This is a genomic window from Rahnella variigena, assembly GCF_003610915.1.
Classification (GTDB): Bacteria; Pseudomonadota; Gammaproteobacteria; order Enterobacterales; family Enterobacteriaceae; genus Rahnella; species Rahnella variigena.
The window spans coordinates 2,728,774-2,753,897 of record NZ_NSDJ01000001.1 but is presented as its reverse complement, the minus strand read 5'-3'; the positions used below and the strand labels follow the sequence as shown (position 1 = coordinate 2,753,897).

The 25,124-nt window shown below is 48.8% G+C and carries 25 protein-coding genes, 1 CRISPR repeat array and 1 other annotated feature; of the genes, 11 read left to right on the top strand and 14 right to left on the bottom strand.

The genetic code is table 11. The features are described from left to right. Window positions 1–561 precede the first annotated feature (561 nt). The 3 genes from CKQ54_RS12900 to CKQ54_RS12890 all read left to right on the top strand — a co-directional run bounded on the left by CKQ54_RS12900 (window position 562) and on the right by CKQ54_RS12890 (window position 1,862). Window positions 562–900, top strand: a complete 339-nt coding sequence (locus CKQ54_RS12900) for a DUF1493 family protein (protein ID WP_120162721.1) — start codon at window positions 562–564, stop codon at window positions 898–900. A 280-nt stretch (window positions 901–1,180) separates the two neighbouring features. Beyond that, window positions 1,181–1,483 (top strand): polymorphic toxin type 44 domain-containing protein, encoded by a 303-nt coding sequence (locus CKQ54_RS12895; protein ID WP_244220204.1) that lies wholly within the window; start codon window positions 1,181–1,183, stop codon window positions 1,481–1,483. After that, window positions 1,461–1,862 (top strand): hypothetical protein, encoded by a 402-nt coding sequence (locus tag CKQ54_RS12890; protein ID WP_120162719.1) that lies wholly within the window; start codon window positions 1,461–1,463, stop codon window positions 1,860–1,862. Before CKQ54_RS12895 ends, CKQ54_RS12890 begins: the two co-directional genes overlap by 23 nt. 367 nt (window positions 1,863–2,229) lie before the next feature. On the opposite strand, the gene CKQ54_RS12885 is transcribed toward CKQ54_RS12890, so the two are convergent. The 9 genes from CKQ54_RS12885 to CKQ54_RS12845 form a co-directional block, all read right to left on the bottom strand. Continuing rightward, window positions 2,230–2,442, bottom strand: a complete 213-nt coding sequence (locus tag CKQ54_RS12885; protein ID WP_120162718.1) for a helix-turn-helix domain-containing protein — start codon at window positions 2,440–2,442, stop codon at window positions 2,230–2,232. Beyond that, complete coding sequence (locus tag CKQ54_RS25655; protein ID WP_120162717.1) at window positions 2,439–2,831, bottom strand: hypothetical protein; 393 nt, start codon at window positions 2,829–2,831, stop codon at window positions 2,439–2,441. The genes CKQ54_RS12885 and CKQ54_RS25655 overlap by 4 nt, the downstream gene beginning before the upstream one ends. 404 nt (window positions 2,832–3,235) lie before the next feature. After that, window positions 3,236–3,743: a CRISPR direct-repeat array (repeat unit 28 nt; unit sequence TTTCTAAGCTGCCTGTACGGCAGTGAAC). A gap of 485 nt (window positions 3,744–4,228) precedes the next feature. Continuing rightward, window positions 4,229–4,726, bottom strand: a complete 498-nt coding sequence (gene cheW, locus CKQ54_RS12875; RefSeq protein WP_013575095.1) for a chemotaxis protein CheW — start codon at window positions 4,724–4,726, stop codon at window positions 4,229–4,231. Window positions 4,727–4,808: 82 nt separating this feature from the next. Then, window positions 4,809–6,824 carry a chemotaxis protein CheA gene (cheA, locus tag CKQ54_RS12870; protein ID WP_208644617.1) on the bottom strand — a complete coding sequence of 672 codons (2,016 nt, stop codon included), beginning with the start codon at window positions 6,822–6,824 and terminating at the stop codon, window positions 4,809–4,811. A 36-nt stretch (window positions 6,825–6,860) separates the two neighbouring features. After that, window positions 6,861–7,964 (bottom strand): flagellar motor protein MotB, encoded by a 1,104-nt coding sequence (motB, locus tag CKQ54_RS12865; RefSeq protein ID WP_120162715.1) that lies wholly within the window; start codon window positions 7,962–7,964, stop codon window positions 6,861–6,863. Further along, window positions 7,961–8,851, bottom strand: coding sequence for a flagellar motor stator protein MotA (gene motA, locus CKQ54_RS12860; RefSeq protein ID WP_120162714.1), 891 nt, complete (start codon window positions 8,849–8,851; stop codon window positions 7,961–7,963). The genes motB and motA overlap by 4 nt, the downstream gene beginning before the upstream one ends. A gap of 177 nt (window positions 8,852–9,028) precedes the next feature. Continuing rightward, entirely contained in the window at window positions 9,029–9,637 is a 609-nt protein-coding gene (gene flhC / locus CKQ54_RS12855) for a flagellar transcriptional regulator FlhC (protein ID WP_112291020.1), read from the bottom strand. A 2-nt stretch (window positions 9,638–9,639) separates the two neighbouring features. Then, window positions 9,640–9,984, bottom strand: coding sequence for a flagellar transcriptional regulator FlhD (gene flhD / locus CKQ54_RS12850; protein WP_101078669.1), 345 nt, complete (start codon window positions 9,982–9,984; stop codon window positions 9,640–9,642). A gap of 1,259 nt (window positions 9,985–11,243) precedes the next feature. After that, window positions 11,244–12,068, bottom strand: a complete 825-nt coding sequence (locus CKQ54_RS12845; protein ID WP_120162713.1) for an SDR family oxidoreductase — start codon at window positions 12,066–12,068, stop codon at window positions 11,244–11,246. A 326-nt stretch (window positions 12,069–12,394) separates the two neighbouring features. Then, window positions 12,395–12,516, top strand: a sequence feature (His leader region). 73 nt (window positions 12,517–12,589) lie between these two features. On the opposite strand from CKQ54_RS12845, the gene hisG reads away from it, so the two are divergent. Genes hisG through hisIE form a run of 8 tightly spaced genes read left to right on the top strand, consistent with a single transcriptional unit; the run spans window position 12,590 to window position 19,744 of the window. Next, the gene (hisG, locus tag CKQ54_RS12840; protein WP_013575087.1) at window positions 12,590–13,489 is read left to right on the top strand and encodes an ATP phosphoribosyltransferase; all 900 of its coding nucleotides are present in this window, start codon (window positions 12,590–12,592) and stop codon (window positions 13,487–13,489) included. A gap of 3 nt (window positions 13,490–13,492) precedes the next feature. After that, window positions 13,493–14,806 carry a histidinol dehydrogenase gene (gene hisD, locus CKQ54_RS12835; RefSeq protein WP_120162712.1) on the top strand — a complete coding sequence of 438 codons (1,314 nt, stop codon included), beginning with the start codon at window positions 13,493–13,495 and terminating at the stop codon, window positions 14,804–14,806. Beyond that, complete coding sequence (hisC, locus tag CKQ54_RS12830) at window positions 14,806–15,939, top strand: histidinol-phosphate transaminase (RefSeq protein ID WP_120162711.1); 1,134 nt, start codon at window positions 14,806–14,808, stop codon at window positions 15,937–15,939. The genes hisD and hisC overlap by 1 nt, the downstream gene beginning before the upstream one ends. Before the next feature lie 14 nt (window positions 15,940–15,953). Then, window positions 15,954–17,018, top strand: a complete 1,065-nt coding sequence (hisB, locus tag CKQ54_RS12825) for a bifunctional histidinol-phosphatase/imidazoleglycerol-phosphate dehydratase HisB (protein ID WP_425272811.1) — start codon at window positions 15,954–15,956, stop codon at window positions 17,016–17,018. Continuing rightward, complete coding sequence (hisH, locus tag CKQ54_RS12820) at window positions 17,018–17,608, top strand: imidazole glycerol phosphate synthase subunit HisH (RefSeq protein ID WP_120162709.1); 591 nt, start codon at window positions 17,018–17,020, stop codon at window positions 17,606–17,608. Before hisB ends, hisH begins: the two co-directional genes overlap by 1 nt. A gap of 5 nt (window positions 17,609–17,613) precedes the next feature. Next, the gene (gene hisA / locus CKQ54_RS12815) at window positions 17,614–18,351 is read left to right on the top strand and encodes a 1-(5-phosphoribosyl)-5-[(5-phosphoribosylamino)methylideneamino]imidazole-4-carboxamide isomerase (RefSeq protein ID WP_120162708.1); all 738 of its coding nucleotides are present in this window, start codon (window positions 17,614–17,616) and stop codon (window positions 18,349–18,351) included. Further along, window positions 18,333–19,106, top strand: a complete 774-nt coding sequence (gene hisF, locus CKQ54_RS12810) for an imidazole glycerol phosphate synthase subunit HisF (RefSeq protein WP_120162707.1) — start codon at window positions 18,333–18,335, stop codon at window positions 19,104–19,106. The genes hisA and hisF overlap by 19 nt, the downstream gene beginning before the upstream one ends. 23 nt (window positions 19,107–19,129) lie before the next feature. After that, a complete protein-coding gene (gene hisIE / locus CKQ54_RS12805; protein ID WP_120162757.1) occupies window positions 19,130–19,744 on the top strand; it encodes a bifunctional phosphoribosyl-AMP cyclohydrolase/phosphoribosyl-ATP diphosphatase HisIE in 615 nt (204 codons plus the stop codon). A gap of 85 nt (window positions 19,745–19,829) precedes the next feature. On the opposite strand, the gene wzzB is transcribed toward hisIE, so the two are convergent. The 5 genes from wzzB to CKQ54_RS12780 all read right to left on the bottom strand — a co-directional run bounded on the left by wzzB (window position 19,830) and on the right by CKQ54_RS12780 (window position 25,121). Further along, on the bottom strand, window positions 19,830–20,822 hold the full coding sequence (gene wzzB, locus CKQ54_RS12800) for an LPS O-antigen chain length determinant protein WzzB (RefSeq protein ID WP_120162706.1): 993 nt from the start codon (window positions 20,820–20,822) through the stop codon (window positions 19,830–19,832). 191 nt (window positions 20,823–21,013) lie between these two features. Further along, entirely contained in the window at window positions 21,014–22,423 is a 1,410-nt protein-coding gene (gndA, locus tag CKQ54_RS12795) for an NADP-dependent phosphogluconate dehydrogenase (protein WP_120162705.1), read from the bottom strand. Between the two features lie 251 nt (window positions 22,424–22,674). Beyond that, on the bottom strand, window positions 22,675–23,592 hold the full coding sequence (locus tag CKQ54_RS12790) for an NAD-dependent epimerase/dehydratase family protein (protein ID WP_120162704.1): 918 nt from the start codon (window positions 23,590–23,592) through the stop codon (window positions 22,675–22,677). A 63-nt stretch (window positions 23,593–23,655) separates the two neighbouring features. Then, window positions 23,656–24,222: a DapH/DapD/GlmU-related protein gene (locus CKQ54_RS12785; RefSeq protein ID WP_244220203.1), complete on the bottom strand. Its 567-nt coding sequence runs from the start codon at window positions 24,220–24,222 to the stop codon at window positions 23,656–23,658. Window positions 24,223–24,227: 5 nt separating this feature from the next. Next, window positions 24,228–25,121 (bottom strand): glycosyltransferase family 2 protein, encoded by an 894-nt coding sequence (locus tag CKQ54_RS12780; RefSeq protein ID WP_120162703.1) that lies wholly within the window; start codon window positions 25,119–25,121, stop codon window positions 24,228–24,230. Window positions 25,122–25,124: the final 3 nt, after the last annotated feature.

The window sequence follows — 25,124 nt, the reverse complement described above, 5'->3', positions numbered from 1 at the left end:
GCGTCAGTCTGGTTATAGATAATTTGCGACAGATTCTGTTGCTAAATCAGTCTCTTCGGTAAATGATCCCTCTGAGGTCGCGCAAGTGGCTTTGCCTATGCCCGTACTCCCGTAAATTCAAAAGCTTAATGATATTTACCTGTGTTTCTAAGCTGCCTGTACGGCAATGAACGGATGATGGCGAACATGTAACACCGGCGGCCCTTTCTAAGCTGCCTGTCCGGCAGTGAACGAGGAGAGCCAACTGCTGTCGCTTCCCCTTGATTTCTAAGCTGCCTGTCCGGCAGTGAACCCATTTCACCATTACTTCTGTTTGAAGTCCTCTTTCTAAGCTGCCTGTCCGGCAGTGAACAGTTGGGTTTTTAGGGTTACGCTTTGAAGTGCAAAAGATTATCCCTGTTTGGGGAGAAATACCCTCTTTTTTTGATGGGTGATTCGGAGATTTAAAATCAATGTGTTAGAGATATCTCAGAAAAGAGGGTTAGCTGAGGATAATTAAGCTAACATTGCCTAAAAAGAGACGAACCGCTACAACACGATTGCCAATGAGAAAGACCGCCTATGGTAAGCAATGAGGACATCATTGACTGGTACAATGAACGCTTTAATCAGCCCCGTTTCTTTTCTAAAAAACGCTGGCCTGTCACTATTAATACAAGTCTTTCTACCGGCGATTATGTGTGGGCGTGTGAAACAGGTGACGACATCATGAAAGAGTATTTTGATAAATTCAAAGTAGATCCCGCTAACTTTGATTTCGAGAAATACTGGCCAGCAGAAGCATCAGGATTTTCAATCTTTGCATTTTGTTCATGTGGCAGTGATTACGAAGAACCTGTCCCTTTAACTCTTCAGATGCTTGCTGATTCCGCACGAGCGGGTAAATGGCTTTTTGACTGACTCAAATCTCTAAAGCATTCTTCAGACGGTTTTAAATGTTACAGTTATTTTTAGCTCACTAACTGGCAGTGAACAGTGAATTCAGCGTTAGTGCTGATAACGACCTTATCCATAGTTCGTGCTCCTAAATATTCATTTTTAGGCGTAAAATCACATAATGCGCAGGGATTTTAAATAAGAGGGAGTTTATTAAATGGCGTCAGTACCATTATCAAATCCGGGTTCTAATATAGTGACAGATCATATGAGGGAGGCCAGGCAGAAAGGAATGTCACGGAATATGGCAACAGCTGGGACATATTATTGGTTTTATCAAAAAGTTCGCAACGGCGGGCCGTGGGATTATAAACAGAAAAAAAGTGAATGGCAGGCGTTTGGAAACTTTCATTATGGCGCAATAGGCACGGCGGCTGGCATTCCTTCAGAAATACTTCTAATGGGAGCTGGATTCGCGCAAGGCCGCGCAGGCACATCAGAACCCAAGTGGGGGAAATGGCATGAAAAACCTCCATATGGTGACGATCCCACAGATCAGCGAAACATTAGGGAGGGCATAGCGTATGCAATTCAAAGCGGCTATTAAGCTGGGTCACTACTTTTTAACGGCTTATTTGTTGGTCATGGTGGGTGGTTATTACCTGCTTAATCAACAGGACGACACGCCAGATGAATTAAGAGCCGTATCGCAACTAAATAGCGATCACTGGCTTTATATGACTGAGCGCAATATCGGCGGCGCAACGGTGCCGATCACTTATCGTTATTACGTTCATGAAAAAATAAATGCCAGCGATCAGGAAATAGCAAAGCAGTTAAGAGAGCTTGATCCATTAATATCAGGAATGGGTGAAATAAAGGATATTCAGATTAATAATGATAACAGGCTGACAGTTTCTTATAGCGGCAGGTTTATCACCATTGATGACGATGTGGATCGGATAACATTTCAGGTTCAAAAATAAAATATCAGATAGTAAGAAGGCCCGCCGCGCGGGCTTATTTCCTTCTGAAACAGAGTGAAATTCACTCAGTGTTCCTGCCACAATTACCACAATTTCCTCCGGTATTCCCGTGCGGAACATCTGAGGAAAGAGCTCGCGCAACTCTCTAAGCTGCCTGTCCGGCAGTGAACGGTTGGGTTTTCAGGTTTACGCTTTGAACGGCAAGAGGTTATCCCTGCTTGGGCAGAAATACCCTCTTTTTTTATTAGCTTGCGCGCACTACTTAAATCAATGAGTTAGAGAAGGTGCAAAAAAGGGTCAGTTCGGAGTTGTCATTAATACCCCATCCCAGCCTTCCCCTTCGCAGGGGAAGGAGCCGTTCTTAGTTTTATTTTATTTCGGTGTACCGGCTCGGCCAGATGGTTTCGGCTTTTACGCCAATCGCTTCAGCGATCAGTCTTTCACCTTTCGGCCATTTGCGGGTTAAGGCATTTGATAGCGTCGAAGAGCTTAAACCTGCGCGGCGTGAGACTGCCGCCATTGTGGTGCCCTTCTTTTTGATTGCCGCAATGATATCGGCCTGATGCCAGTCTTTGTTCATGCGATCACCTCACCGGAGGCATACAGCGAGCAGCGCAGCATCTCGAACCGTTCCCACAAGATATACGTGATGATCTCTTTTATCTTTCTGTCATGCAGCGTCATCAGGGTGAAATTCAGCGCCATGCACTGATCGCAAAGTTCATCGGGTTCGAGATCGGCGTAGTCAAATAAGCCGTCGTCCATCGGGATCCCCAAATTCTTGCGGTGCTCGGGAATGGGTTGCGATAACGTCGCTTCAAGGTATTCGAGCTCGTTTTGCAGCATGATGCAAAGTCTGTCCTGCGAACCTCTGTTTTGCGGGTTCACCAGCGCATTCGCCAGCAAACGGCAGCGATCGGTGAGCGTCCATGAATCGGGGGATGTTTCAGAATTATTAGTGATAGTCATTTGTTGATTTCCAGAGAGCCGTATCACGCGCTACCACCCAAATTCCTACATTTGGTGGTAACCCAGACGAGGGTAGGAATCGATGTACTGGAGTTTTCGATCAGCCCGAAAGCTGCCTCGTCTGAGTCACCATTGATAATAACAGAAGTGTTTTAAATCCACTTTCAATGATGAAACAAAACGTAGCGCATGTGAAATGCACTATCTAGCACATCAGGTTCCTACACCCGACTGCGGATTTTGCCGCAGCGAGCAGACAATAACTGGATATCCACACATTAAAAATGGGCAAATCGCGGAGATGAGATACTGCTTCCAAGGAGTTTTATCGTTTGCAGTAAGTTGCAAGCGGCTGCCTGTACGGCAGTGAACAATTAATCCTTGGTTACGGCGATGCGGTGATCTTTCTAAGCTGCCTGTACGGCAGTGAACCTTTCAACTCTACTTAAAACGGCGCTGAGAGCTTTCTAAGCTGCCTGTACGGCAGTGAACCGCACTGTTTTTTTAACGTCAGCTGCTGTGATTTTCTAAGCTGCCTGTACGGCAGTGAACATCTGGATGGATTTGACTGGTATGAATCATTATTTCTAAGCTGCCTGTACGGCAGTGAACGCGAAGGAACCGAGCATCTTTGGACTCGTTCGTTTCTAAGCTGCCTGTACGGCAGTGAACTATTGCTGGTGTTACTTACGCATGGTCAATCTTTTCTAAGCTGCCTGTACGGCAGTGAACACTCTACGGCCATCTGGTTCGTGCGTGAGGTTTTTCTAAGCTGCCTGTACGGCAGTGAACACTCCATGGTTTCTTCGCGGCTCAGTCCCTCTTTTCTAAGCTGCCTGTACGGCAGTGAACAGCAAATTCCTGCATCACGTTCACACCCTGATTTTCTAAGCTGCCTGTACGGCAGTGAACAGTTGGGTTTTCAGGGTTACGCATTGAAGTGCAAAAGATTATCCCTGTTTGGGGAGAAATACCCTCTTTTTTTGAGAGGTTTAGTGAGTATTTTAAATCAATGAGTTAGCGGAGGCGCAAAAAAAAGGGTCAGTTCGGAAATGCCATTAATACCCCATCCCGGCCTTCCCCTTCGCAGGGGAAGGAGCAAGACAACACCCTTCCGCATTGGATTTTGGGAAAGAATCAGAACGAAGGTTTTATTCGATCGGGAATGGCGTGATTAAAAATCTTGCTGAACGGAGCGGCCTGAAGACCGTAGGCTTCAGGACCGAGAGAAGGCACCGCAACGCGGCAAGATTTTGCGCCACACGCGGCGGTGACAGAACATGTCCGTCATACCTGCGATAGCGCGCAGTGAAAAGAGCGTGGAGTCCAGAGGCCCGCGCGACTGCGGGTCTCTGGGCCAGTGTGGGCGGCGAGCCCACGACCTTGACTTTAAAGACTTAAATTTTCGTCACGCTATCAACCAGCGCCATTTCCTCACTACTCAACAACTTCTCAATATCCACCAGAATCAACATCCGGTCGCCGAGCGAACCCAGCCCCGTCAGGTATTCCGTCGACATGGTCACCGCGAATTCCGGCGCCGGACGGATCTGATCCTGGCTCAGAGAAAGCACGTCGGATACGCCGTCTACCACGATCCCGACGACGCGGTTTTCGAAGTTCAGCACGATCACCACGGTGTTTTCATTGTAAATCACATCTTCCTGCGCGAACTTCACACGCAGGTCGAGGATAGGCACGATAACGCCGCGCAGGTTGGTGACACCTTTAATAAACGCAGGCGTGTTAGCAATGCGGGTTACCTGATCGTAACCGCGGATTTCCTGCACTTTCAGGATATCAATGCCGTATTCTTCGTCGCCTAAAGTAAAGATCAGAAATTCCTGACCTACTGTTTCACCCGCAATTTTTGCCACGGTTGCAAGTCCTGCCATGTTGTTCACCTTTGCTTTTATCTTTTAATCGGCCTGAGTTTTTCACACCCGGCGACATTGCGGTCACCGGAAGCGTTGCTGGTTATGCGGCAGAGACGCCCGTTGCCAGTTTGTCGCGGTTCAGCGACTGCAAGGCAGACACATCCACGATCAATGCCACACTGCCGTCGCCCAATATGGTGGCGGCGGAAATGCCAGGCACTTTGCGATAGTTACTTTCCAGGTTTTTCACCACCACCTGATGCTGACCAATCAGCTGATCAACCAGCAAGGCGTAGCGACGGCCTGCACTTTGTAAAATCACAACAATGGCCTGTGTGGCTTCGGTTTTGGCCTCTTTCACATCGAAGACGTTATAGAGCTCAACCAGCGGCAGGTATTCACCACGCACCTGCAGAACACGCTCGCCACCGGCCAGCGGATGCAAATCTTCAGCCAGCGGTTGCAGCGATTCCATGACGGCATTCAGCGGCAGAATAAAGACTTCTTCGCCCACTTTAACGGACATGCCGTCGAGAATGGCCAGCGTCAGCGGCAACAGAATACGGATGGTCGTCCCTTTCCCCTGCTGGGAATGGATTTCAACATGGCCGCCCATTTCCTGAATGTTACGTTTCACGACGTCCATGCCGACGCCGCGACCGGAAACATCCGTGACTTTTTCTGCGGTCGAGAACCCGGCAGCGAAGATCAACATGCCGACTTCTTCATCGCTCATGTTTTCGCTGACGTTCATGCCCTGCGACGCGGCTTTCGCCAGAATACGTTCGCGGTTCAGACCGGCACCGTCATCGATGACCTCGATGCAGATATTCCCGCCCTGATGTTCAGCAGAAAGCGTCAGGTTACCGGTTGGCTCTTTGCCGTTGGCAATACGCACTTCCGGTGTTTCCACACCGTGATCCAGACTGTTACGCACCAGGTGCGTTAACGGGTCGATGATGCGTTCGATCAGGCTCTTATCCAGTTCGGTAGAGCTGCCGAGCAGGGTCAGTTCGATTTGCTTATTCAGTTTGCTGGCGAGATCGCGCACCAGACGCGGGAAGCGGCTGAACACGAATTCCATCGGCATCATACGAATCGACATTACCGATTCCTGCAAATCACGGGCGTTGCGCTCAAGCTGTCCCATGCTGTTGAGCAGGTCGCTGTGAACCACCGGATCCAGCAAATCGGAACGTTGCGCCAGCATCGACTGAGTGATCACCAGTTCGCCGACCAGGTTGATCAGCTGATCCACTTTTTCGACGGCGACACGAATACTGGTCGATTCAGCGGCTTTTGGCGCACGGGCTTTCGCCGGTTCGCTGTTCGGCACGGCAGTCAGAACCGGTGCCGGACGCACGGCGACGGCGGCGCTTTCAGTGACAGCCGGGGCTGGCGCAGGTGCGGATTCAGCAACCGCAGGCACAGCAGCCTGTGTGAAACTGATTTGCTCCGGTTCCAGCACAAAACATAGCACTGCAATAATGTCGTCTTCGGTCACCGTGGTGATAAGCGTGGCTTCCACGCTGTCTGCGGTCTGAACCGGATCTTTGATTTCGCCAAGATTGCCCAGCTCTTCGAGCATGACAGGCACTTCCTGCGTTTTCAGACCGGACAGGCGGACACGCATCCCGCCTTTCGCCGCAGGCGTTGCTGCCGCGACGGGCGCGGCCGCTGCGGGTTCATCTTCCACCACGTGAAGTTCCGGCGCAGGCTCGCGCTGTTCCTGCGCGTCGAGGGCCAGTTGTCTCAGGGCTGCACAGATATATTCAAAGCTTTCTGCATCAGGATCCCGGGAGGATTTATAGGCGTCGAGTTGCTCCTGCATAATGTCTTTTGTTTCCAGAAACAGGTTGATGATGTCGGTGCTCAGGCTCATTTCAGCGCGACGCGCACCGTCGAGCAGGTTTTCCAGTAAGTGGGTCGTTTCCTGCAAAACCGTAAATCCAAACGTTGCCGCCCCGCCTTTGATTGAGTGCGCTGCGCGGAAAATCGCATTGAGCTGCTCAACATCTGGCGCCTGCGGATCAAGTAACAACAGATGTTGTTCCATGTCCGCCAGCAGCTCGTCTGCTTCATCAAAAAATGTCTGATAAAAATCAGTAATATCCATGCTCACGTGATCACCTCTGCTGTGAATCGCGGCTTGTTAATGTGTCGCAGGTGCCGTGCCTGCCGCGACAGCCGGAGCTGCCGTCGCAGGTTGAGCGCCTGCCGGTGGTGTCACTGGCGTCTGCGTCTCAATCCCGGGTATTGATGGTGCCTGTAATTGTGATGTTGCTGGTGCTGCTGATGAATCAGGTACCGCAGGTGCAGCCGGAGCCGGGCTCATTTTTGGCGCCAGCGCGGGTGCCGTCTGACGTCCCGGCACAGCTTTTTGCAGTTCGCCGGCGTCACTGATAGTGATCGCTTCACCCTCGCTGTTTTCACGTTCAATCGCTTCTTCAGCATGTTTGTTCAGAACTAAAATGCTGATACGCCGGTTAATCGCGTCACCCGCCGGATGGTTTTTTAGCTGCATGGTGGATCCCATGCCCATCACGCGCAGAACTTTGCCTTCACTGAGTCCGCCGATAATCATTTCGCGCCGCGAGGCATTTGCGCGATCTGTCGAAAGCTCCCAGTTGCTGTACCCGCGTTCGCCCTGCGCATACGGCATATCGTCCGTATGTCCCGCAAGACTGATTTTATTCGGAAAATCATCCAGCACCGGTCCGATAGCGCGCAGAATATCGCGCATATACGGCTCGACAATCGCGCTGCCCAGCTGGAACATCGGACGATTTTTGCTATCAATAATCTGGATGCGCAAACCCTGTTCGGTCAGATTAATCATCAGATGCGGACGCAAATCTTTCAGCCGCGGGTCAGACGCCAGCATGTCTTCGAGTTTCTGCTGCAACCGTTGTAAATCACCGGCCTCACGTTTGCTCTCGCCCTGCGACTGATCCATTTTGTGCACTTCGCCGTCCTGCACGGTCGGGTCTTCCCCGCCGCCCGGGATCGGGCTGGTCGCATCACTGCTGCGCGGCCCGCCGGTTATCGCCACCGCCAGCGGTGTACGAAAGTATTCGGCAATTTGCACCAGTTCTTTAGGGCTGGAGATCGAAATCAGCCACATCACCAGGAAGAAAGCCATCATCGCTGTCATAAAGTCAGCGTAAGCAATCTTCCACGAACCGCCGTGATGCCCTCCGCCGTGCTTGTTCTTTTTCTTGCGGACAACAACGATTGGATGGCTTTGATGCTTCATACTTTTTCTTCTTCAGTTTGTTTCTGAGCCGGCGACTTAACCTGGCGAACGTGCTCCTCCAGTTCAATGAAGGAAGGACGCTCGGAGGTGTACAACGTCTTACGGCCAAACTCGACCGCGATTTGTGGCGCATAGCCATTGATGCTGGAAAGCAATGTCACTTTGATGCATTGCATCATCTTGGCGTTTTCCGCGCTTTTCTGGCGCAGAACGCTGGCAAGCGGAGAAATAAACCCGTATGCCAGAAGGATACCGAGGAAGGTCCCGACCATCGCATGTGCAATCAGCGCACCGAGCTCAGCCGCCGGACGATCCGCCGCCGCCAGGGTATGAACGATGCCCATGACCGCCGCGACGATACCGAACGCCGGGAGTGAATCACCGACCAGCGCCAGGCTGTTGGCAGGCACTTCGCTTTCGTGCTCGTAGGTTTCGATTTCTTCATCCATCAATGCTTCGATTTCAAAAGCATTCATGTTGCCGCTCACCATCAGGCGCAGATAATCCGTCAGATATTCGACTAAATGCTTATCGGCAAGGATGCGCGGATAATTAGCGAAAATGTCGCTTTCGTTGGGATTGTCGATGTCATTTTCCAGCGACAGCATCCCCTGCTGACGTGATTTCGCCAGTAAGCGGTACAGCAACGCCATCAGATCCATGTACAACGCTTTGTTGTATTTCGATGCGCGGAACAACTGAGGCAGCGCGCGCATTGTGGATTTAATCGCTTTTCCGTTGTTACCCACGAAAAAGGCACCGATGCCTGCACCGCCGATGATGAGTAATTCTGCGGGTTGGTATAACGCGCCCAGTTCACCGCCGACGAGCATGAAACCGCCGAACACTGAGCCCAACACCACGATGTAACCTATTATCACTAGCACGATGAATCCTTAATTCGATGTGGTTTTAGGGCGAGGAAAAGCGCGACGCCATGATTCTGCCAAGGTTTATGCCGCTAAGAGGTGCATAAACGGTGCCAGTAATGACTGAGATATTCGGGGGGAAATTGATGAGCGGCGTTACCACCGCTCAGAACGACTTACTGCAACCCAATCATCTCAGACAGCGCGCTTGACCTGTTCGTCCAGCTCTTGAGATGTTATATCGGCAACCTGCGGGGAAAGTTTACGTTTTTTTACTGCTCGGGATGGGGGCTGGCAAAGACTGCAAACAAACCCGTGACGGGGCTGGTGTGCATGGGTAATAAATGAACCGTCACAGCAGTTACACGCAGAGAGTTGCAACATGCCGCTGTCGACAAAACGGACCAGTGTCCACGCACGTGTCAGCGCGAGGATCGGCGCTTCACCGGGTTGTTCAGGACATTGTTCAAGATACAGACGGTAAGCTTTAATCACCGCTTCCACCCCATTACAATGCCCGCTCTTTAAGAGGAAAGAGTACGCGTTGTAAAACATGGAAGAATGAATGTTTTGTTCCCAGGTCATAAACCAGTCAGTAGAGAACGGCAACATTCCTTTCGGCGGAGGACTTCCACGCAGTTCTTTGTACAGTTTGATCAGCCGGCCACGACTTAATTGCGTTTCGCTTTCCAGCATCTGTAGCCGTGCACCCAGCGTAATCAGTTCCATGGCAAGCTGAATGTCGCGCGCTTCCTGAACGATACTTTTTTCTGCCGGTTTGGTTAACCCATCTTTCCCAGACATAGCTACGCCCTTTTCTTCATCGCGCCGCTGTCTTTCGCAGCCAGACCTTTGAGCAAATGACTCGACAACAGAATGCCGGTATGGATTTGCTGCAGGTCATCCACGCGCGATTCTTGTGTCAGACGTTCAATTGTTTTGCTGTCATCAAAGCGGAACTGACACAAAAGCTGGTTCGTTTCAGCTAATTTCACCATCTGTGGCAACGTGAGCTGGCCAAGTGTGTCTGCCATGACGTCATCAATTCCCAACCGGAACATCGCTGAGGCTTTTTCGTCGTTAATCAAACGCTGCGCCAACAGTAAATATGACAGGTTGATATCATATATGTGCTTAAGCAATTCGGACATTCTGTTCTACCCCATTACCGATGCCACTTTTAAAGGTGGCTGATTGATAGACATATTCCATGCAGCGAGAGTTTCACCCGGCGTGACAGGAGTATTTTTTACTATCAAAACAATTGGATCATTGGCTGCTTAATAAATCCCACAATGAAAGTTAGATTTATCCCGCGGTATTTACTTCACCGCCAATACAAAGTTGTTCCTGATGTAAACTAAATTAATTGTGACAATTGCACTGCTAAGTATTAGTGAAACACTTTAATTTTGGTGTACTGGCAGGGTCCGTTGCTGTGATGGCGTGTCATTCAGTGAAACGCTTTTACATACATTATTAGGAATTATCTTACTACGACGCAACTCTAACCCCGTTCCCTTTACACATACAATCTTGCCGTGGACGAATTTTGAATAAAGTGTGACACACATCACACTTTTGAAATTTATTTTGTCTCCAAAAGTGCAATTTATCGTGAGAATTTGCGCAGATTTAAGTCAAAAGTAAAAAACCATCTAAAAAGCTGTCTTCAAACTGTCTTTTTTCGCCATTTTTAGATCATTTTGTACAAAGACCACCTAAAGCCAAATGATTAGCACACGCAGCAATTAATCATAGTTCATGCAGTGTTATATGCTGCAAATTTCAAATAGCGTGATCATTGTGCTAATAATGCGCAACCCAGTCAGGGCGGGGCGTTTCGGGGAGTTATCTTAAGAAATGGTGTTTAAAATAAGGACGAATTGTTCTGAAATCGTGAGCAACCACGTGGTTTCAAAAGTAAAAAGACAATGATCGTAATAATTTGTTACTGCGCAGGAGGAATCATCCAGTCATCAGACCAGATTGATAAGGAGAAGTGATGAAACAGCGGATTTTTGCCGTGCTTACCTATCGGCAACTGTTCAGAAAAACTTTAATGATTGGGCTTAAAAAAGTGGTTTGTGCGGTGCAAGCGTAAATTAACAGCTCAAGAATAGGATTTTTATTACCTAACCAGCATCCCACGCCAGAATTCCCCCATGAAATACGCATAAGACACATTTTTAACGGAGATAATTAAAGGTATAAGTGAATAACCGGAGGAACGGAAGGTCATTAACTTGTCTTATTAGTGAAATATACGACTGCGGATACTTTTGAAGGGTGATTACTTTCATTCAAAGTAACGGGGAATGTCATTGTGTGTTAATCCAGCTGAATAAAAAAAGCCTGCCGATATTTCAGGCAGGCCATAACTTATTATTATTCAAAAACGATTTAACGATTAAAAAGGCATAGATTGCGGGTCCGGATACTGATACTCAAAACCGAGTTCTTTGCAGATCCGCTCGCCATCCACGATTTTGCCCTTTCCTGCTGAACCTTCTTCAGCAAAGGTTGGCGGTTGCAGCCCCATTTGTCTTGCCAGTGCCGGATAGTAATCCGCTTTCGCCGGATGCTTCGGTGCACATAAGTTAAAGGTATGCCCGCCTTTTGGCCGGCTGAGCAATAACGCAATTGCCGCCACTACGTCATCCTGATGCACCAGATTGACCCCGTGTTGACCGCCTTTCACCTGGCTCTTACCGGCCATGAAACGGCCAGGATGGCGATCTCCGCCTACCAGACCCGCCAGACGCAGTACATCGACGGACGTATTCGGCAGTCCGTGGAACCAGTTCTCCAGCTCTTTAAGGACTTTGCCACTGGCAGTCACCGGCTCGAGAGGAGAGTCTTCCCGCACCACGCCCTCTCTTTCGCCGTATACCGACGTCGAACTGGTGAAAATAATCCGTTTCACGTTATGCGCCAGCGCACTGTCGGTTAACTGCTGCACCGCCTGGAAATAAAGTTCACTGCCCTCCACGGTCCGGCGCGCGGGCAGAGTGATAATCAGGGCATCCACATTAAGAAGACGATCGAGATCTTCCGCTTCGCATTCCATTTCTGGTGTGAAAATCAGCGGGAAGCATTCGATCCCCACCATTCTTGCAGCGTCCACGCCATCCAGCGTCGTTTTGCTGCCCACGACATCGTAGCCTTTTGCAGCCAGCGCCATCGCCAGTGGCATTCCCAGCCAGCCCAGTCCGATAATCGAAACCTTCTTCATACTTTGCTCCATTTGTTCAGAGGCACCTGGTATCACGTCACCAACTGCTGATATCTTCCTTTATACTAGCAAAGGTCGCCTTTTCCCCGTTCAGTCTGCGTAAGGTTTTCTTCGTGTCTGTTAACAGATTATTCAAAAATCAGATGAAAACCCTGCGGCTGATAAGAAAAACTCATCATCGGAAAAAAAGGTTGCGCTGTTGCTGCCCGATAGTTTAGTTTTATTGGCAACGAATTTGATATGTGTGGCGAATGATTCAAACTGAATCACGCGGCATCTGAATCACTGAATTGAGACACTGACATGACAAACGTTCTGATTAACCACCATCATCACCATCACCCTGACTAGTCTTTCAGGCGATTGGTGCTGGGAGACTGTTTAGATCTTCCAGTGGCGCAGAACGCAGAGATAGCCCCCGGAAGATTTCTTCCGGGGGCTTTTTTTTTGGCCTGACGGATTGAAATTAAAGAATTTTAAACAAAACGATTTATATAAATAATTGAGAAACTGAGGTCATCATGCTGGATAAAACACGTTTACGGATAGCAATGCAGAAGTCGGGTCGCCTGAGCGATGAATCACGCGAATTACTGGCGCGCTGTGGCATCAAAATCAACCTGCAGGAACAGCGTCTGATCGCTTTCGCTGAGAACATGCCCATCGACATTTTGCGTGTCCGTGATGACGATATCCCGGGACTGGTGATGGACGGTGTGGTGGATCTGGGGATCATCGGCGAAAACGTACTCGAAGAAGAGCTGCTGAGCCGTCGCGCTCAGGGCGAAGACCCACGTTACTTTACCCTGCGTCGCCTGGATTTCGGCGGCTGCCGCTTGTCTCTGGCAACGCCGCTGGACACCGAATATACCGGTCCGCAAAGTCTGCAAAATGCCCGTATCGCGACGTCTTATCCGCACCTGCTCAAGCAATACCTCGATAAAAAAGGCGTCGATTTCAAATCTTGTCTGCTGAACGGTTCTGTTGAAGTCGCACCGCGTGCCGGTCTGTCTGATGCGATTTGCGACCTGGTGTCTACCGGCGCAACGCTGGAAGCCAACGGCTTGCGCGAAGTTGAAGTGATTTACCGCTCCAAAGCCTGTCTGATCCAGCGCGATGGCGAAATGCCGCAAGAGAAACAACTGCTGATCGACAAAATGATGACCCGTATTCAGGGCGTTATTCAGGCTCGCGAATCCAAATACATTATGTTGCACGCGCCGAGTGAGCGTCTGGACGAAATCGTTGCCCTGCTGCCGGGTGCTGAGCGTCCGACGATTCTGCCGCTGGCAGGCGATCAGCAGCGCGTGGCCATGCACATGGTCAGCAGCGAAACGTTATTCTGGGAAACCATGGAGAAACTGAAAGCGCTGGGCGCCAGCTCAATTCTGGTTCTGCCAATCGAAAAAATGATGGAGTAAGCCATGAAGCCTGACGCGTTCACTACCCCGATTGACTGGCAGCAATGCGACGAACAACAGCGTCGCGAGCTGCTGACACGCCCGGCAATTTCGGCGTCCGACCGTATTACCGAATCTGTCAGTGAAATTCTGCGCCGTGTGCGCAGTGAAGGTGACAGTGCGCTGCGCGAGTTTTGCGCCCGCTTTGATAAGACTGAAGTTCAGGAATTGCGCGTCACCGCACAGCAAATCGAGGCAGCATCCGCGCGTTTAGGTGATGACGTTAAACAGGCGATGGCCCACGCCGTACGCAATATCAATACCTTCCATCAGGCGCAAAAACTGGCGGTGGTGGATATCGAAACTCAGCCGGGCGTACGCTGCCAGCAACTGACCCGCCCTATTCAGTCAGTCGGGCTGTATATTCCGGGCGGTTCTGCGCCGCTGGTATCGACCGTATTAATGTTAGCCACGCCGGCGCGTATTGCCGGATGCCAGAAAGTGGTGCTGTGTTCTCCTCCACCGATTGCCGATGAAATTCTGTATGCCGCGCAACTTTGCGGTGTGGAAGATGTGTATCAGCTAGGCGGTGCGCAGGCGATTGCCGCGCTGGCCTTCGGCACCGAAACCGTGCCACGTGTGGCGAAAATCTTCGGACCAGGTAATGCCTATGTGACCGAAGCCAAACGTCAGGTCAGTCAGAGCCTGGACGGCGCGGCGATTGATATGCCTGCCGGTCCATCAGAAGTGCTGGTGATTGCCGACAGCGGTGCCACACCTGATTTCGTCGCCTCTGATTTACTTTCACAGGCTGAACACGGCCCGGATTCTCAGGTGATTTTGCTGACACCTGATTTGAAAATGGCACAGGCCGTTGGCGAAGCCGTTGAGCGTCAGTTGCTGACACTATCCCGCAGCGAGATCGCCCGTCAGGCGCTGGCGAGCAGCCGTCTGATTGTGGCGAAAGACCTCGCGCAATGTATCGACATCAGCAATGCCTACGGTCCGGAGCACCTGATCCTGCAAACCCGCGAGCCGGAACAGCTTGTCGACAGGATTACCAGCGCCGGTTCGGTCTTTCTCGGTGACTGGTCACCGGAATCTGCGGGCGATTACGCCTCCGGTACCAACCACGTCTTGCCGACTTACGGTTACACCGCGACCTGTTCCAGTCTCGGGCTGGCCGATTTCCAGAAACGCATGACCGTTCAGCAGTTAACACCTGAAGGTTTGCTCGGTCTGGCAAATACCATTGAAACCCTGGCGCAGGCTGAACAGCTGACCGCACACAAAAATGCCGTGACTTTGCGCGTTAACGCTTTAAAGGAGCAACGCTGATGAGCAACGAAAACAACCTCAGCGTTCAGGCGCTGGCACGTAAGAATGTGCAGGAACTGACGCCGTATCAGTCCGCCCGCCGTCTGGGGGGGAACGGTGATGTCTGGCTGAATGCCAACGAATATGCCATCGCACCACAGTTCGAACTGACACAGCAGACTTTTAACCGTTATCCGGAATGTCAGCCTGCGCTGGTCATCAACCGTTATGCAGCTTATGCGGGTGTGGATCCGGAACAGGTGCTGGTCAGTCGCGGCGCAGACGAAGGCATCGAGCTTTTGATCCGCGCATTCTGCGAACCGGGCAAAGACGCCATCCTTTATTGTCCGCCAACCTACGGCATGTACAGCGTGAGTGCCGAAACCATTGGCGTTGAAGGCCGCACGGTGGCCGCGAAAGCCGACTGGTCTCTGGATATTCCTGCCATTGAAGCCGCCCTCGACGGGGTGAAACTGGTGTATGTGTGCAGCCCGAATAATCCGACCGGCAACATTATCGACCCGGATGAAATCCGCGCCGTACTGGAAATGACCCGTGGCCGCGCGATTCTCGCCGTCGATGAGGCTTATATCGAATTCTGCCCGCAGGCGACAGTTTCCGGCTGGTTGCAGGAATACCCACACCTGGCCATTTTGCGCACGCTGTCTAAAGCCTTCGCACTTGCCGGTCTGCGCTGCGGCTTCACGATCGCCAACAGCGAGCTGATTGGCTTATTAATGAAAGTCATCGCGCCTTATCCTTTATCTACGCCGGTCGCCGATATTGCGGCACAGGCGCTGAGCCCGGAAGGACTGGCGATTATGCGTCAGCGCGTGGCCGACGTGACAGAGAACCGCGAGTGGTTACTGGAAGAACTGGAAAAATGCGCCTGCGTTGAAGAGGTTTTTGCCAGCGACACGAACTATGTGCTTGCCCGTTTCTCTGCTTCAAGTGCAGTATTTAAAAACCTCTGGGATCAGGGCATTATCCTGCGTGACCAGAATAAGCAACCGGGACTTTCCGGCTGCCTGCGAATTACCATTGGTACGCGTAACGAGTTGCAACGCGTGATTGACGCACTGCAACCGTTACCGGGCGCGACCGCCACGACCATCAACGATAATCAAAATAGCCCCCGCAAGGAGCACATGTGAGCCAGAGCCCGTTATTGCAAAAAACACTGTTTATCGACCGCGACGGTACGCTGATTTCTGAGCCACCGGAAGATTTCCAGGTGGACCGTCTGGATAAACTGGCTCTCGAGCCGGGCGTTATTCCGGCACTGCTGGCGCTGCAAGACGCCGGTTTCAAACTGGTGATGATCACCAATCAGGACGGTCTGGGTACCGCCAGTTTCCCTCAGGAAACCTTCGATCCGCCGCACAACCTGATGATGCAAATCCTGACCTCGCAGGGCATCGTTTTTGATGAAGTTCTGATCTGCCCTCATCTTCCGGCCGATCACTGTGATTGCCGTAAACCGAAAACCAAACTGGTGACCGGTTATCTGGAAAGCGGCGTGCTGGACACGGCAAACAGCTATGTGATTGGTGATCGTGATACCGATATTCAGCTGGCAGCCAATATGGGCATCACCGGGCTGCGTTATCAGCGCGATACCCTGAACTGGGCAGCCATTGCGGAGCAGCTGACTAAACGTGACCGCCATGCGAAAGTTAACCGCGTGACGCGTGAAACGGCGATTGATGTCGATGTCTGGCTGGATCGTGAAGGCGAAAGCAAAATCCGCACCGGTGTGGGCTTCTTCGACCATATGCTGGATCAGATTGCCACGCACGGCGGTTTCCGTATGAACATCGAAGTGAAAGGCGATTTGTATATCGACGATCACCACACGGTAGAAGATACCGCACTGGCGCTGGGCGAAGCGTTGAACAAAGCGCTGGGCGATAAACGTGGCATTGGCCGTTTCGGATTCGTGCTACCTATGGATGAATGTCTGGCACGCTGTGCGCTGGATATCTCCGGCCGTCCGCACCTGGAATACAAAGCAGAATTTAACTATCAGCGCGTCGGTGACCTGAGCACGGAAATGGTCGAACACTTCTTCCGTTCCCTGTCCTACGCGATGGCCTGTACCCTGCATCTGCGCACCAAGGGCAAGAACGATCACCACCGCGTCGAAAGCCTGTTCAAAGCCTTTGGCCGCACACTGCGCCAGGCAATTCGCGTCGATGGCAATACCCTGCCGAGTTCGAAAGGAGTGCTGTGATGAATGTCGTTATCCTTGATACCGGCTGTGCCAACCTCTCTTCCGTAAAATACGCGGTGCAACGTCTGGGCTACGAGCCGACGGTAAGCCGTGAAGCGGAAATTGTGTTGCAGGCAGACAAGTTATTTCTGCCGGGCGTCGGTACCGCACAGGCTGCAATGGAACAACTTGAACAGCGCGAGCTGATCGAACTCATCAAAGCCTGCACGCAACCGGTGCTGGGTATTTGTCTGGGGATGCAACTGCTGGCTTCTTCGAGTGAAGAAAATGGCGGGATTGATACGCTGGGCATTATCGAAACGCCGGTAACACGTATGCAGGATATGGGGCTGCCACTGCCGCACATGGGCTGGAATCAGGTTATTGCCAACGCCGACAGCCATCTTTTCCGTGGTATCGACGACAACGCCTATTTCTATTTCGTCCATGGATTTGCCATGCCGGTATGCGAAAACACCATCGCGCAGACACTATACGGTGAGCCCTTCAGCGCAGCCGTACAAAAAGATAACTTCTTCGGCGTGCAGTTTCATCCAGAGCGCTCCGGTGCCGCTGGTGCACAGTTGCTGAAAAACTTTCTGGAGATGTAAACAGCATGATTATTCCCGCTTTAGATTTGATCGACGGCAGCGTGGTGCGTTTGCATCAGGGTGATTACGGTCAGCAGCGTGACTACGGCAATGATCCGCTGCCACGGTTGCAGGATTATCAGCAACAAGGCGCGCAGGGTCTGCATCTGGTGGATCTGACTGGCGCAAAGGATCCGGCAGCGCGTCAGATCCCTTTGCTGACCAAACTGCTGGCCGGTGTTTCCGTGCCGGTGCAGGTCGGTGGCGGTATCCGCACCGAACAAGACGTTGAGGCTTTGCTCAGCGCCGGTGCAACCCGCGTGGTGGTCGGTTCAACAGCGGTAAAAGATACGCAGACCGTACAGGGCTGGTTCACCCGTTTCGGCGCAGATGCGCTGGTTCTGGCACTTGATGTACGCATCGATCCAGAAGGCACTAAAAATGTCGCCATCAGCGGCTGGCAGGAAAACTCCAACGCCACGCTGGAACAGGTCGTCGAGCGATATCTGCCGTTCGGCCTGAAACATGTACTTTGCACCGATATTTCCCGTGACGGCACGCTGGCGGGTTCTAACGTTGAACTTTATCGTGAAGTGACCGCACGTTATCCGCAGGTAGCATTTCAGGCATCCGGCGGCATCGGCTCGCTTGATGATATTGCGGCATTACGCGACAGCGGCGTAAAAGGTGTCATTGTCGGGCGCGCATTGCTCGACGGTAAATTTACTGCGACGGAGGCAATTTCATGCTGGCAAAACGGATAATCCCCTGCCTCGACGTTAAAGACGGTCAGGTTGTTAAAGGCGTGCAGTTCCGCAATCACGAAATTATCGGCGACATCGTGCCTTTAGCGCAGCGTTACGCTGAGGAAGGCGCAGACGAACTGGTGTTTTACGACATTACGGCGTCCAGCGACGGTCGCGTGGTAGACAAAAGCTGGGTATCACGCGTGGCGGAAGTCATCGATATCCCCTTCTGTGTCGCGGGCGGCATCAAGAGCCTCGAAGATGCAGGCCAGATTTTGCAGTTTGGTGCAGACAAGATTTCCATTAATTCACCCGCACTGGCTGACCCGACATTGATCAGCCGCCTCGCCGACCGCTATGGTGTACAGTGTATCGTTGTCGGTATTGATACGTGGCACGATGCGGCGACCGGTACCTATCAGGTGCATCAGTTTACCGGCGACGAAGCGCGTACCAAAGTCACTACCTGGCAGACAATTGACTGGGTGAGAGAAGTTCAGGAACGCGGCGCAGGTGAAATTGTACTGAATATGATGAATCAGGACGGCGTGCGTAACGGTTACGACCTTGCGCAACTTAAGATGATCCGCGAAGTGTGTCACGTTCCGCTGATCGCCTCCGGCGGTGCCGGCACCATGCCACACTTCCTCGATGCCTTCCGCGAAGCACAGGTTGACGGCGCACTGGCCGCCTCCGTGTTCCACAAACAAATTATTAATATTGGTGAGCTGAAAAGCTACTTAGCCGAAAATGGCGTGGAGATCCGCTTGTGAGTAATCAGGACGTAAAAACCGGTCTGTTAACCGGTGAACAGATCAGCCAGCTCGACTGGGCAAAAGTGGATAATCTGATGCCGGCCATCATACAGCACGCGGTGTCGGGTGAAGTACTGATGCTCGGTTATATGAATCAGGAAGCGCTAAGCGTTACCCAGTCCTCCGGTAAAGTCACCTTTTATTCCCGCACCAAAGAACGTCTTTGGACCAAAGGTGAAACGTCAGAGAACTATCTGAATGTGGTCAGCATCACGCCAGATTGTGATAACGACACGTTGCTGGTTCTGGTAAATCCGGTGGGTCCGACCTGCCACAAAGGGAATAACAGCTGCTTCCATCCCGCCGAAACCGACTGGGCGTTTTTGTATCAGCTGGAAGAACTGCTGGCATCGCGCAAAACTGCCGATCCGGAAAGCTCTTATACCGCCAAACTGTACGCCAGCGGGACCAAACGTATCGCGCAGAAAGTCGGTGAAGAAGGCGTGGAAACTGCGCTAGCAGCCACCGTCAATGACCGCTTCGAACTGAAAAACGAAGCCTCTGATCTTATTTATCACCTGCTGGTATTACTGCAGGATCAGGATCTGAACCTGAGCACCGTGATCGAAAATCTGCGTCAGCGTCATAAGAAATAACAGCAGGCTTTAACGCTAAAAAAGTCCAGACGTAAAAAAGCCGCCTTTGCTGAAGAGCATTGGCGGCTTTTTGTATTTACTTTTATCAAGAACGTAGTGAGTAAGATCTGGCCATGTTACGCGTCAACACAATCGTTGCACCAATGATAATCCCAATCAAAGCACCAAAAATCAAAGTTAAGCTTTTTTTAGGACTATCTCTATGTATTGGAAGATCTGGCTTCATTACATACCTAAGTGCATAAGTAGAATCAGGCTTAGACTTTAACGCACTAATTGCTAACAATGTCTGACGGGCTTGATAATAAGAAGCATCAAAAGGCAATGGTCGTGTTGCTTCATTTTTAATGGTGGCAGAGAGAGCATCGCTACCCAGAACAAAAAGAGTATCTTCGGATAGTGTTTCAGCCTGCTGAACCAGAGTATCTTTAATTTTTGCCTGTTGGGCCACCAGCAGTGCTTGATTTAACATTTTCAATCGGAGGTCTTTCTTCTCCTGAGCAACCTTCTCCTGAGTTGCTAAATCCTCTTTAAGGTCTTCAATTTTAGAGTTGATACTAGTTTGCAAGTCATTATCAAGTTCCGTGACTACCCGCTTGTTAATTTGCTGTATGTAAGTAGTGAGGGTTTTTTGCGCCTCTCCAGCTGTTTTTGCGGTATAACTGATTTTGAGTGGAACCGGTTGATCTTTAACCGCTGGAGCTATTACAAGCTTTTCTGGGTCAGCCTGATTACCAAGTTGTTCTGATAACGCTGAAATTGCTGCATTGAACCGACCAAAAAAACGTTGCTGAACATCGATAACTGTCGGTGCGTTTGCGGAGTTCTGGCTATAAAGTACGCTCATGGCGTTGTTGTAGTTTGCAATTTGTCCTGAATCTGGGTAGGTAACAATTGCATCTGAAGTCCATTTCTCTTTAGCAACATATAAATAGCCTATCGCTAAAAGAATAGTCAAAACCATGGCAAAAATTATTATCATTTTTCCACGCCAAAGTTGCATCAGAACATCGATGAGATCGACCTCTTCATTGTGCTTTACAGAATGATTTTTCATCATGTTGCTATCTTGATTCATATTTACCCTAAAAAATAACAGTCACATTTGCCAAGAAATTATGCGTTAGTGGATTATAGACAGATTTCATCAGAAAAATTATATGGAAAAAATATTTTTCGTAAGATTTCACTGAAAAAGATATAGGGAGTATTAAGGGGGGGTGCGGAAAAAACGCCCCTTATCGGGGCGTTAAAATTAAGAGGCTTAAATTAATCCAACCATTCGGTATGGAATACACCATCTTTGTCGGTACGTTTGTAAGTATGCGCACCAAAGTAGTCACGCTGTGCCTGGATCAGGTTCGCTGGCAGAACCGCTGAGCGGTAGCTGTCATAGTAGTTGATTGCAGCAGAGAAGGTTGGTGTCGGGATACCGTTCTGAACGGCATAAGACACAACGTCACGCAGCGCTTGCTGATATTCATCAGCAATGTTTTTGAAGTACGGAGCCAGCAGCAGGTTAGCGATGGATGCATTTTCAGCATACGCATCGGTGATTTTCTGCAGGAACTGCGCGCGGATGATACAACCAGCACGGAAGATCTTCGCGATTTCGCCGTAGTTCAGATCCCAGTTGTTCTCGTCTGAAGCAGCTTTGAGTTGTGAGAAGCCCTGAGCGTAAGAAACCAGTTTACCCAGATACAGAGCACGACGTACTTTCTCAATGAACTCAGCTTTGTCACCAGAGAAAGGTTTAACCGCCGGGCCAGACAATACTTTAGAGGCCGCAACGCGCTGATCTTTCAGGGAAGAAAGATAACGGGCAAATACGGACTCAGTGATCAGGGTCAGTGGTTCGCCCAGATCCAGCGAGCTCTGGCTGGTCCATTTACCGGTGCCTTTGTTCGCTGCTTCGTCGAGGATCACATCAACCAGATATTTACCTTCTTCGTCTTTCTTAGTGAAGATATCTTTGGTGATGTCGATCAGGTAGCTGCTCAGCTCGCCTTTGTTCCAGTCAGCAAAAGTGGTTGCCAGCTCTTCGTTGCTCAGATCCAGAGACTGTTTCAACAGAGAATACGCTTCTGCGATAAGTTGCATGTCGCCGTATTCGATACCGTTATGAACCATCTTAACGTAATGACCTGCACCATCTGAACCGATGTAAGCTACGCAAGCGTCGCCATCTTCAGCACGCGCAGCGATTTTCTCGAGAATCGGAGCCACCAGTGCGTACGCTTCTTTCTGACCGCCAGGCATGATGGATGGGCCTTTCAATGCGCCCTCTTCACCACCAGAAACACCGGTACCGATGAAGTTAAACCCTTGCTCAGACAGTTCGCGGTTACGACGAATGGTGTCTTTATAATAAGTGTTACCGCCATCGATCAGTATGTCGCCTTTATCCAGGTGAGGAGTCAGGGATGCGATGGTTTTATCAGTTGCTTCACCGGCTTTCACCATCAGCAAGATACGACGAGGCTTTTCCAGCGAGTCAACAAACTCTTCGACGGTGTAGTGCGGGACCAGATTTTTACCCGGGTTTTCGGCGATGACTTCATCAGTCTTGTCACCAGAACGGTTAAAAATGGAAACGGAATAACCACGGCTTTCTATGTTGAGCGCGAGGTTACGGCCCATGACCGCCATACCGACAACGCCGATTTGTTGTTTGGACATTAGCAACTCCTGTCTGAAATAGTTGATCGCCCAGTTTTTAGTCTAAACCCCTGTTAACAGTAAGTTTAACTGCACCGGGCTATACAAATGAACACAAGCATTGTACATGAGAATGACAACGGGGAAACCTATTGCTACATTCAGAAAGTGCTCTGAGCAACCTGATTGAAAGCTCCTGGCTGCATCTTTAACACAATTAAATGAATCGTCAGATAAAGAAATTTAAAAAAAACATGCCAAGATACTACTAATTAGTCAATTTGTTTTGCATTTTTGACTTGAGAAATGAAGATTCTTAAACCATCTTCGAGTGAAGTTATTTCATAGCCCCCTATTACAGAAAATAACCGACTATTGTCTAAGATATTTGTCAGAATAATTTCTCTTTGAACATTCAAATACTCTAAACACATTTCAGTTTTCATTTCTTTGAATACTGCATTAATCACATCTATTGTTGCAACACCAGAACCAGAACCAATATTAAAAACGGTATAATTAACATCACGGAACTGAAACAAACGAAAAAATAAATTAACAAAATCATCTATGTAAATATAATCTCGGATCTCTTTTCCAGTCCCCCAGACTTGGATTTTTTTATTTTCTCTAATCTTGCCAATTAAAACTGCAATCAATCCTTGATTCGAATGTATTTTTTGGTACTTTCCGAAAGGGTTGGAAGGCCTAATAATAAGATGTTCTTTATTGATACTCTTCCCATATTGAGAAATGAACCTTTCTAATTCAACTTTACTTTTCCCATAAGAACAGACAGGGCTCAATCGATCACTTTCTTTATGCGGGAGGTCGCTATTTTCGTAAACCCGACCACCGGAAGAAAAATATATAACTCGTTCCACTGCAGAGAAAATTAATTTTAATGCACTTTTATTCTCATCTATGAGTAAATCATAATTTTCAGCCGGCGTATTTACAGGGATATTATTTATTAGATATATTGCCGATTGGATATTGTATGTTTTTAAAATATCTATTTTATCTTCTAAATTGGATAACTCACCCTGAATAAATGTCAGTTTTGGTGATTCAAGATGGGGCTTAGTTCGGCCATATACAACAACATCATAAGATTCCATCAGAAATTTTTCGATCAAATTGAGGGCAATAAAACTTGAGCCACCAAATATTAATACTCTCTTATCCATCACAACCTCAACAAAAATGACACCTAATTATTATTCAATCGAAATGCCGTTATATCTATAACGTTAAAATGCTTTTAATATTTTTGCAGGAATACCACCGATCACTACATTATCAGGAAAGGATCGATTCACAACCGAATTTGAAGCAACAACTACATTATCACCCAGAGAAACACCTGACAGTACTTTGACATTGTCTCCAAGCCATACATTACGACCTAATATGGTTTTTCCTCTTGTCATTAAGGGTCTATTTTTAGGTAAAACCTCATTGTACTGTGGACCAAATGAATGGTCATGGTCGGTAACTAACACATCACTTCCAATTAGGCATCCATTGCCGATGCGAACCTCAACCATCGCTGAAACATGTACATTTTGGCTTAATGACACATCATCTCCTATAATAAGAGTAGCATGGTCTATACAATCTAACCAAGTCTGATTCCCTAAAATTACATGATTACCTATGGAAATATTTTTAGTTCCTACAATCGAAATATTTCTACCTACAACAAGACCACGAGTTGAGAAAGCAGCACTATAAAATTTGTTCCTCATTTTTAAATACACATAAAAGACTAATTTTAATAAAAAAATCATTGGCCGTTCACGTAAAAGTGAATTCACTTAATTCATCTCCTGGAAATTATTTTTTTTATTTTACAAACGGTAAGCATCACGTAATAAGGCAAAATACCATAGTTTTTTTTAATGATGCCATCAGCATTGGTAACATCAAACGTAAAGCCTTGATCCGTTGAAACAGTCTTGTAGTACCAGGGCGTTACGAAGTCAAGAAACATTTTCCATTTGATTCTACGAAATGTTTTATTGGTCAACTCAGAAGATTTAACTTTTGCTCTCAACATATTGAGATATCGATTACAAAAACAATCGAAGAGGTTATAACCGCCCTTCCCGGATACAGAAATATTTTCAAAAATTACATAATCGCAAATCAAATAATTTTCCTTTATACAATTTAGCAGTATAGAGGTGTGAGGGAACATGGAGTCTAAATTTTCGCGTTCATGCGGAACTAAATCAAAATCTTTTTTCCAAATGCTAAATGCTGAACTCCATGTATTTTGGAAATGCGTTTTTGAGAAAAAATCATCTTTACTACTGCAAAGCTTATTTACATTAAATCCAAGCGTGCCATTTGAGAAAAATATGGTAGGCATATCATTTATATTCTCTTGTACTAATTTAATCATAAATGAAAACTGCCCTTTAACAAAACAGCTATAGTCATTATGCAATTTTAATAAACTTCCAGAAGCTTCCCTCAGAGATACAATAGAGTTGTAAAACCCTAATAAAGGATTTTTTACATGTTTAACTCTGTACCCATTAGCTTGCAAACTCTCACAATAAATTCTGATATTATCATTGTCTGAATTATCAGAGATAACTATTTCATACAATGACACATCGACACCGTCATTAATTATTGATTCGACTGTTGCAGTTAAATGCTTCAGACGATCTTTAGTGGGTATACAAATTGATATTAGAGGATTCATATT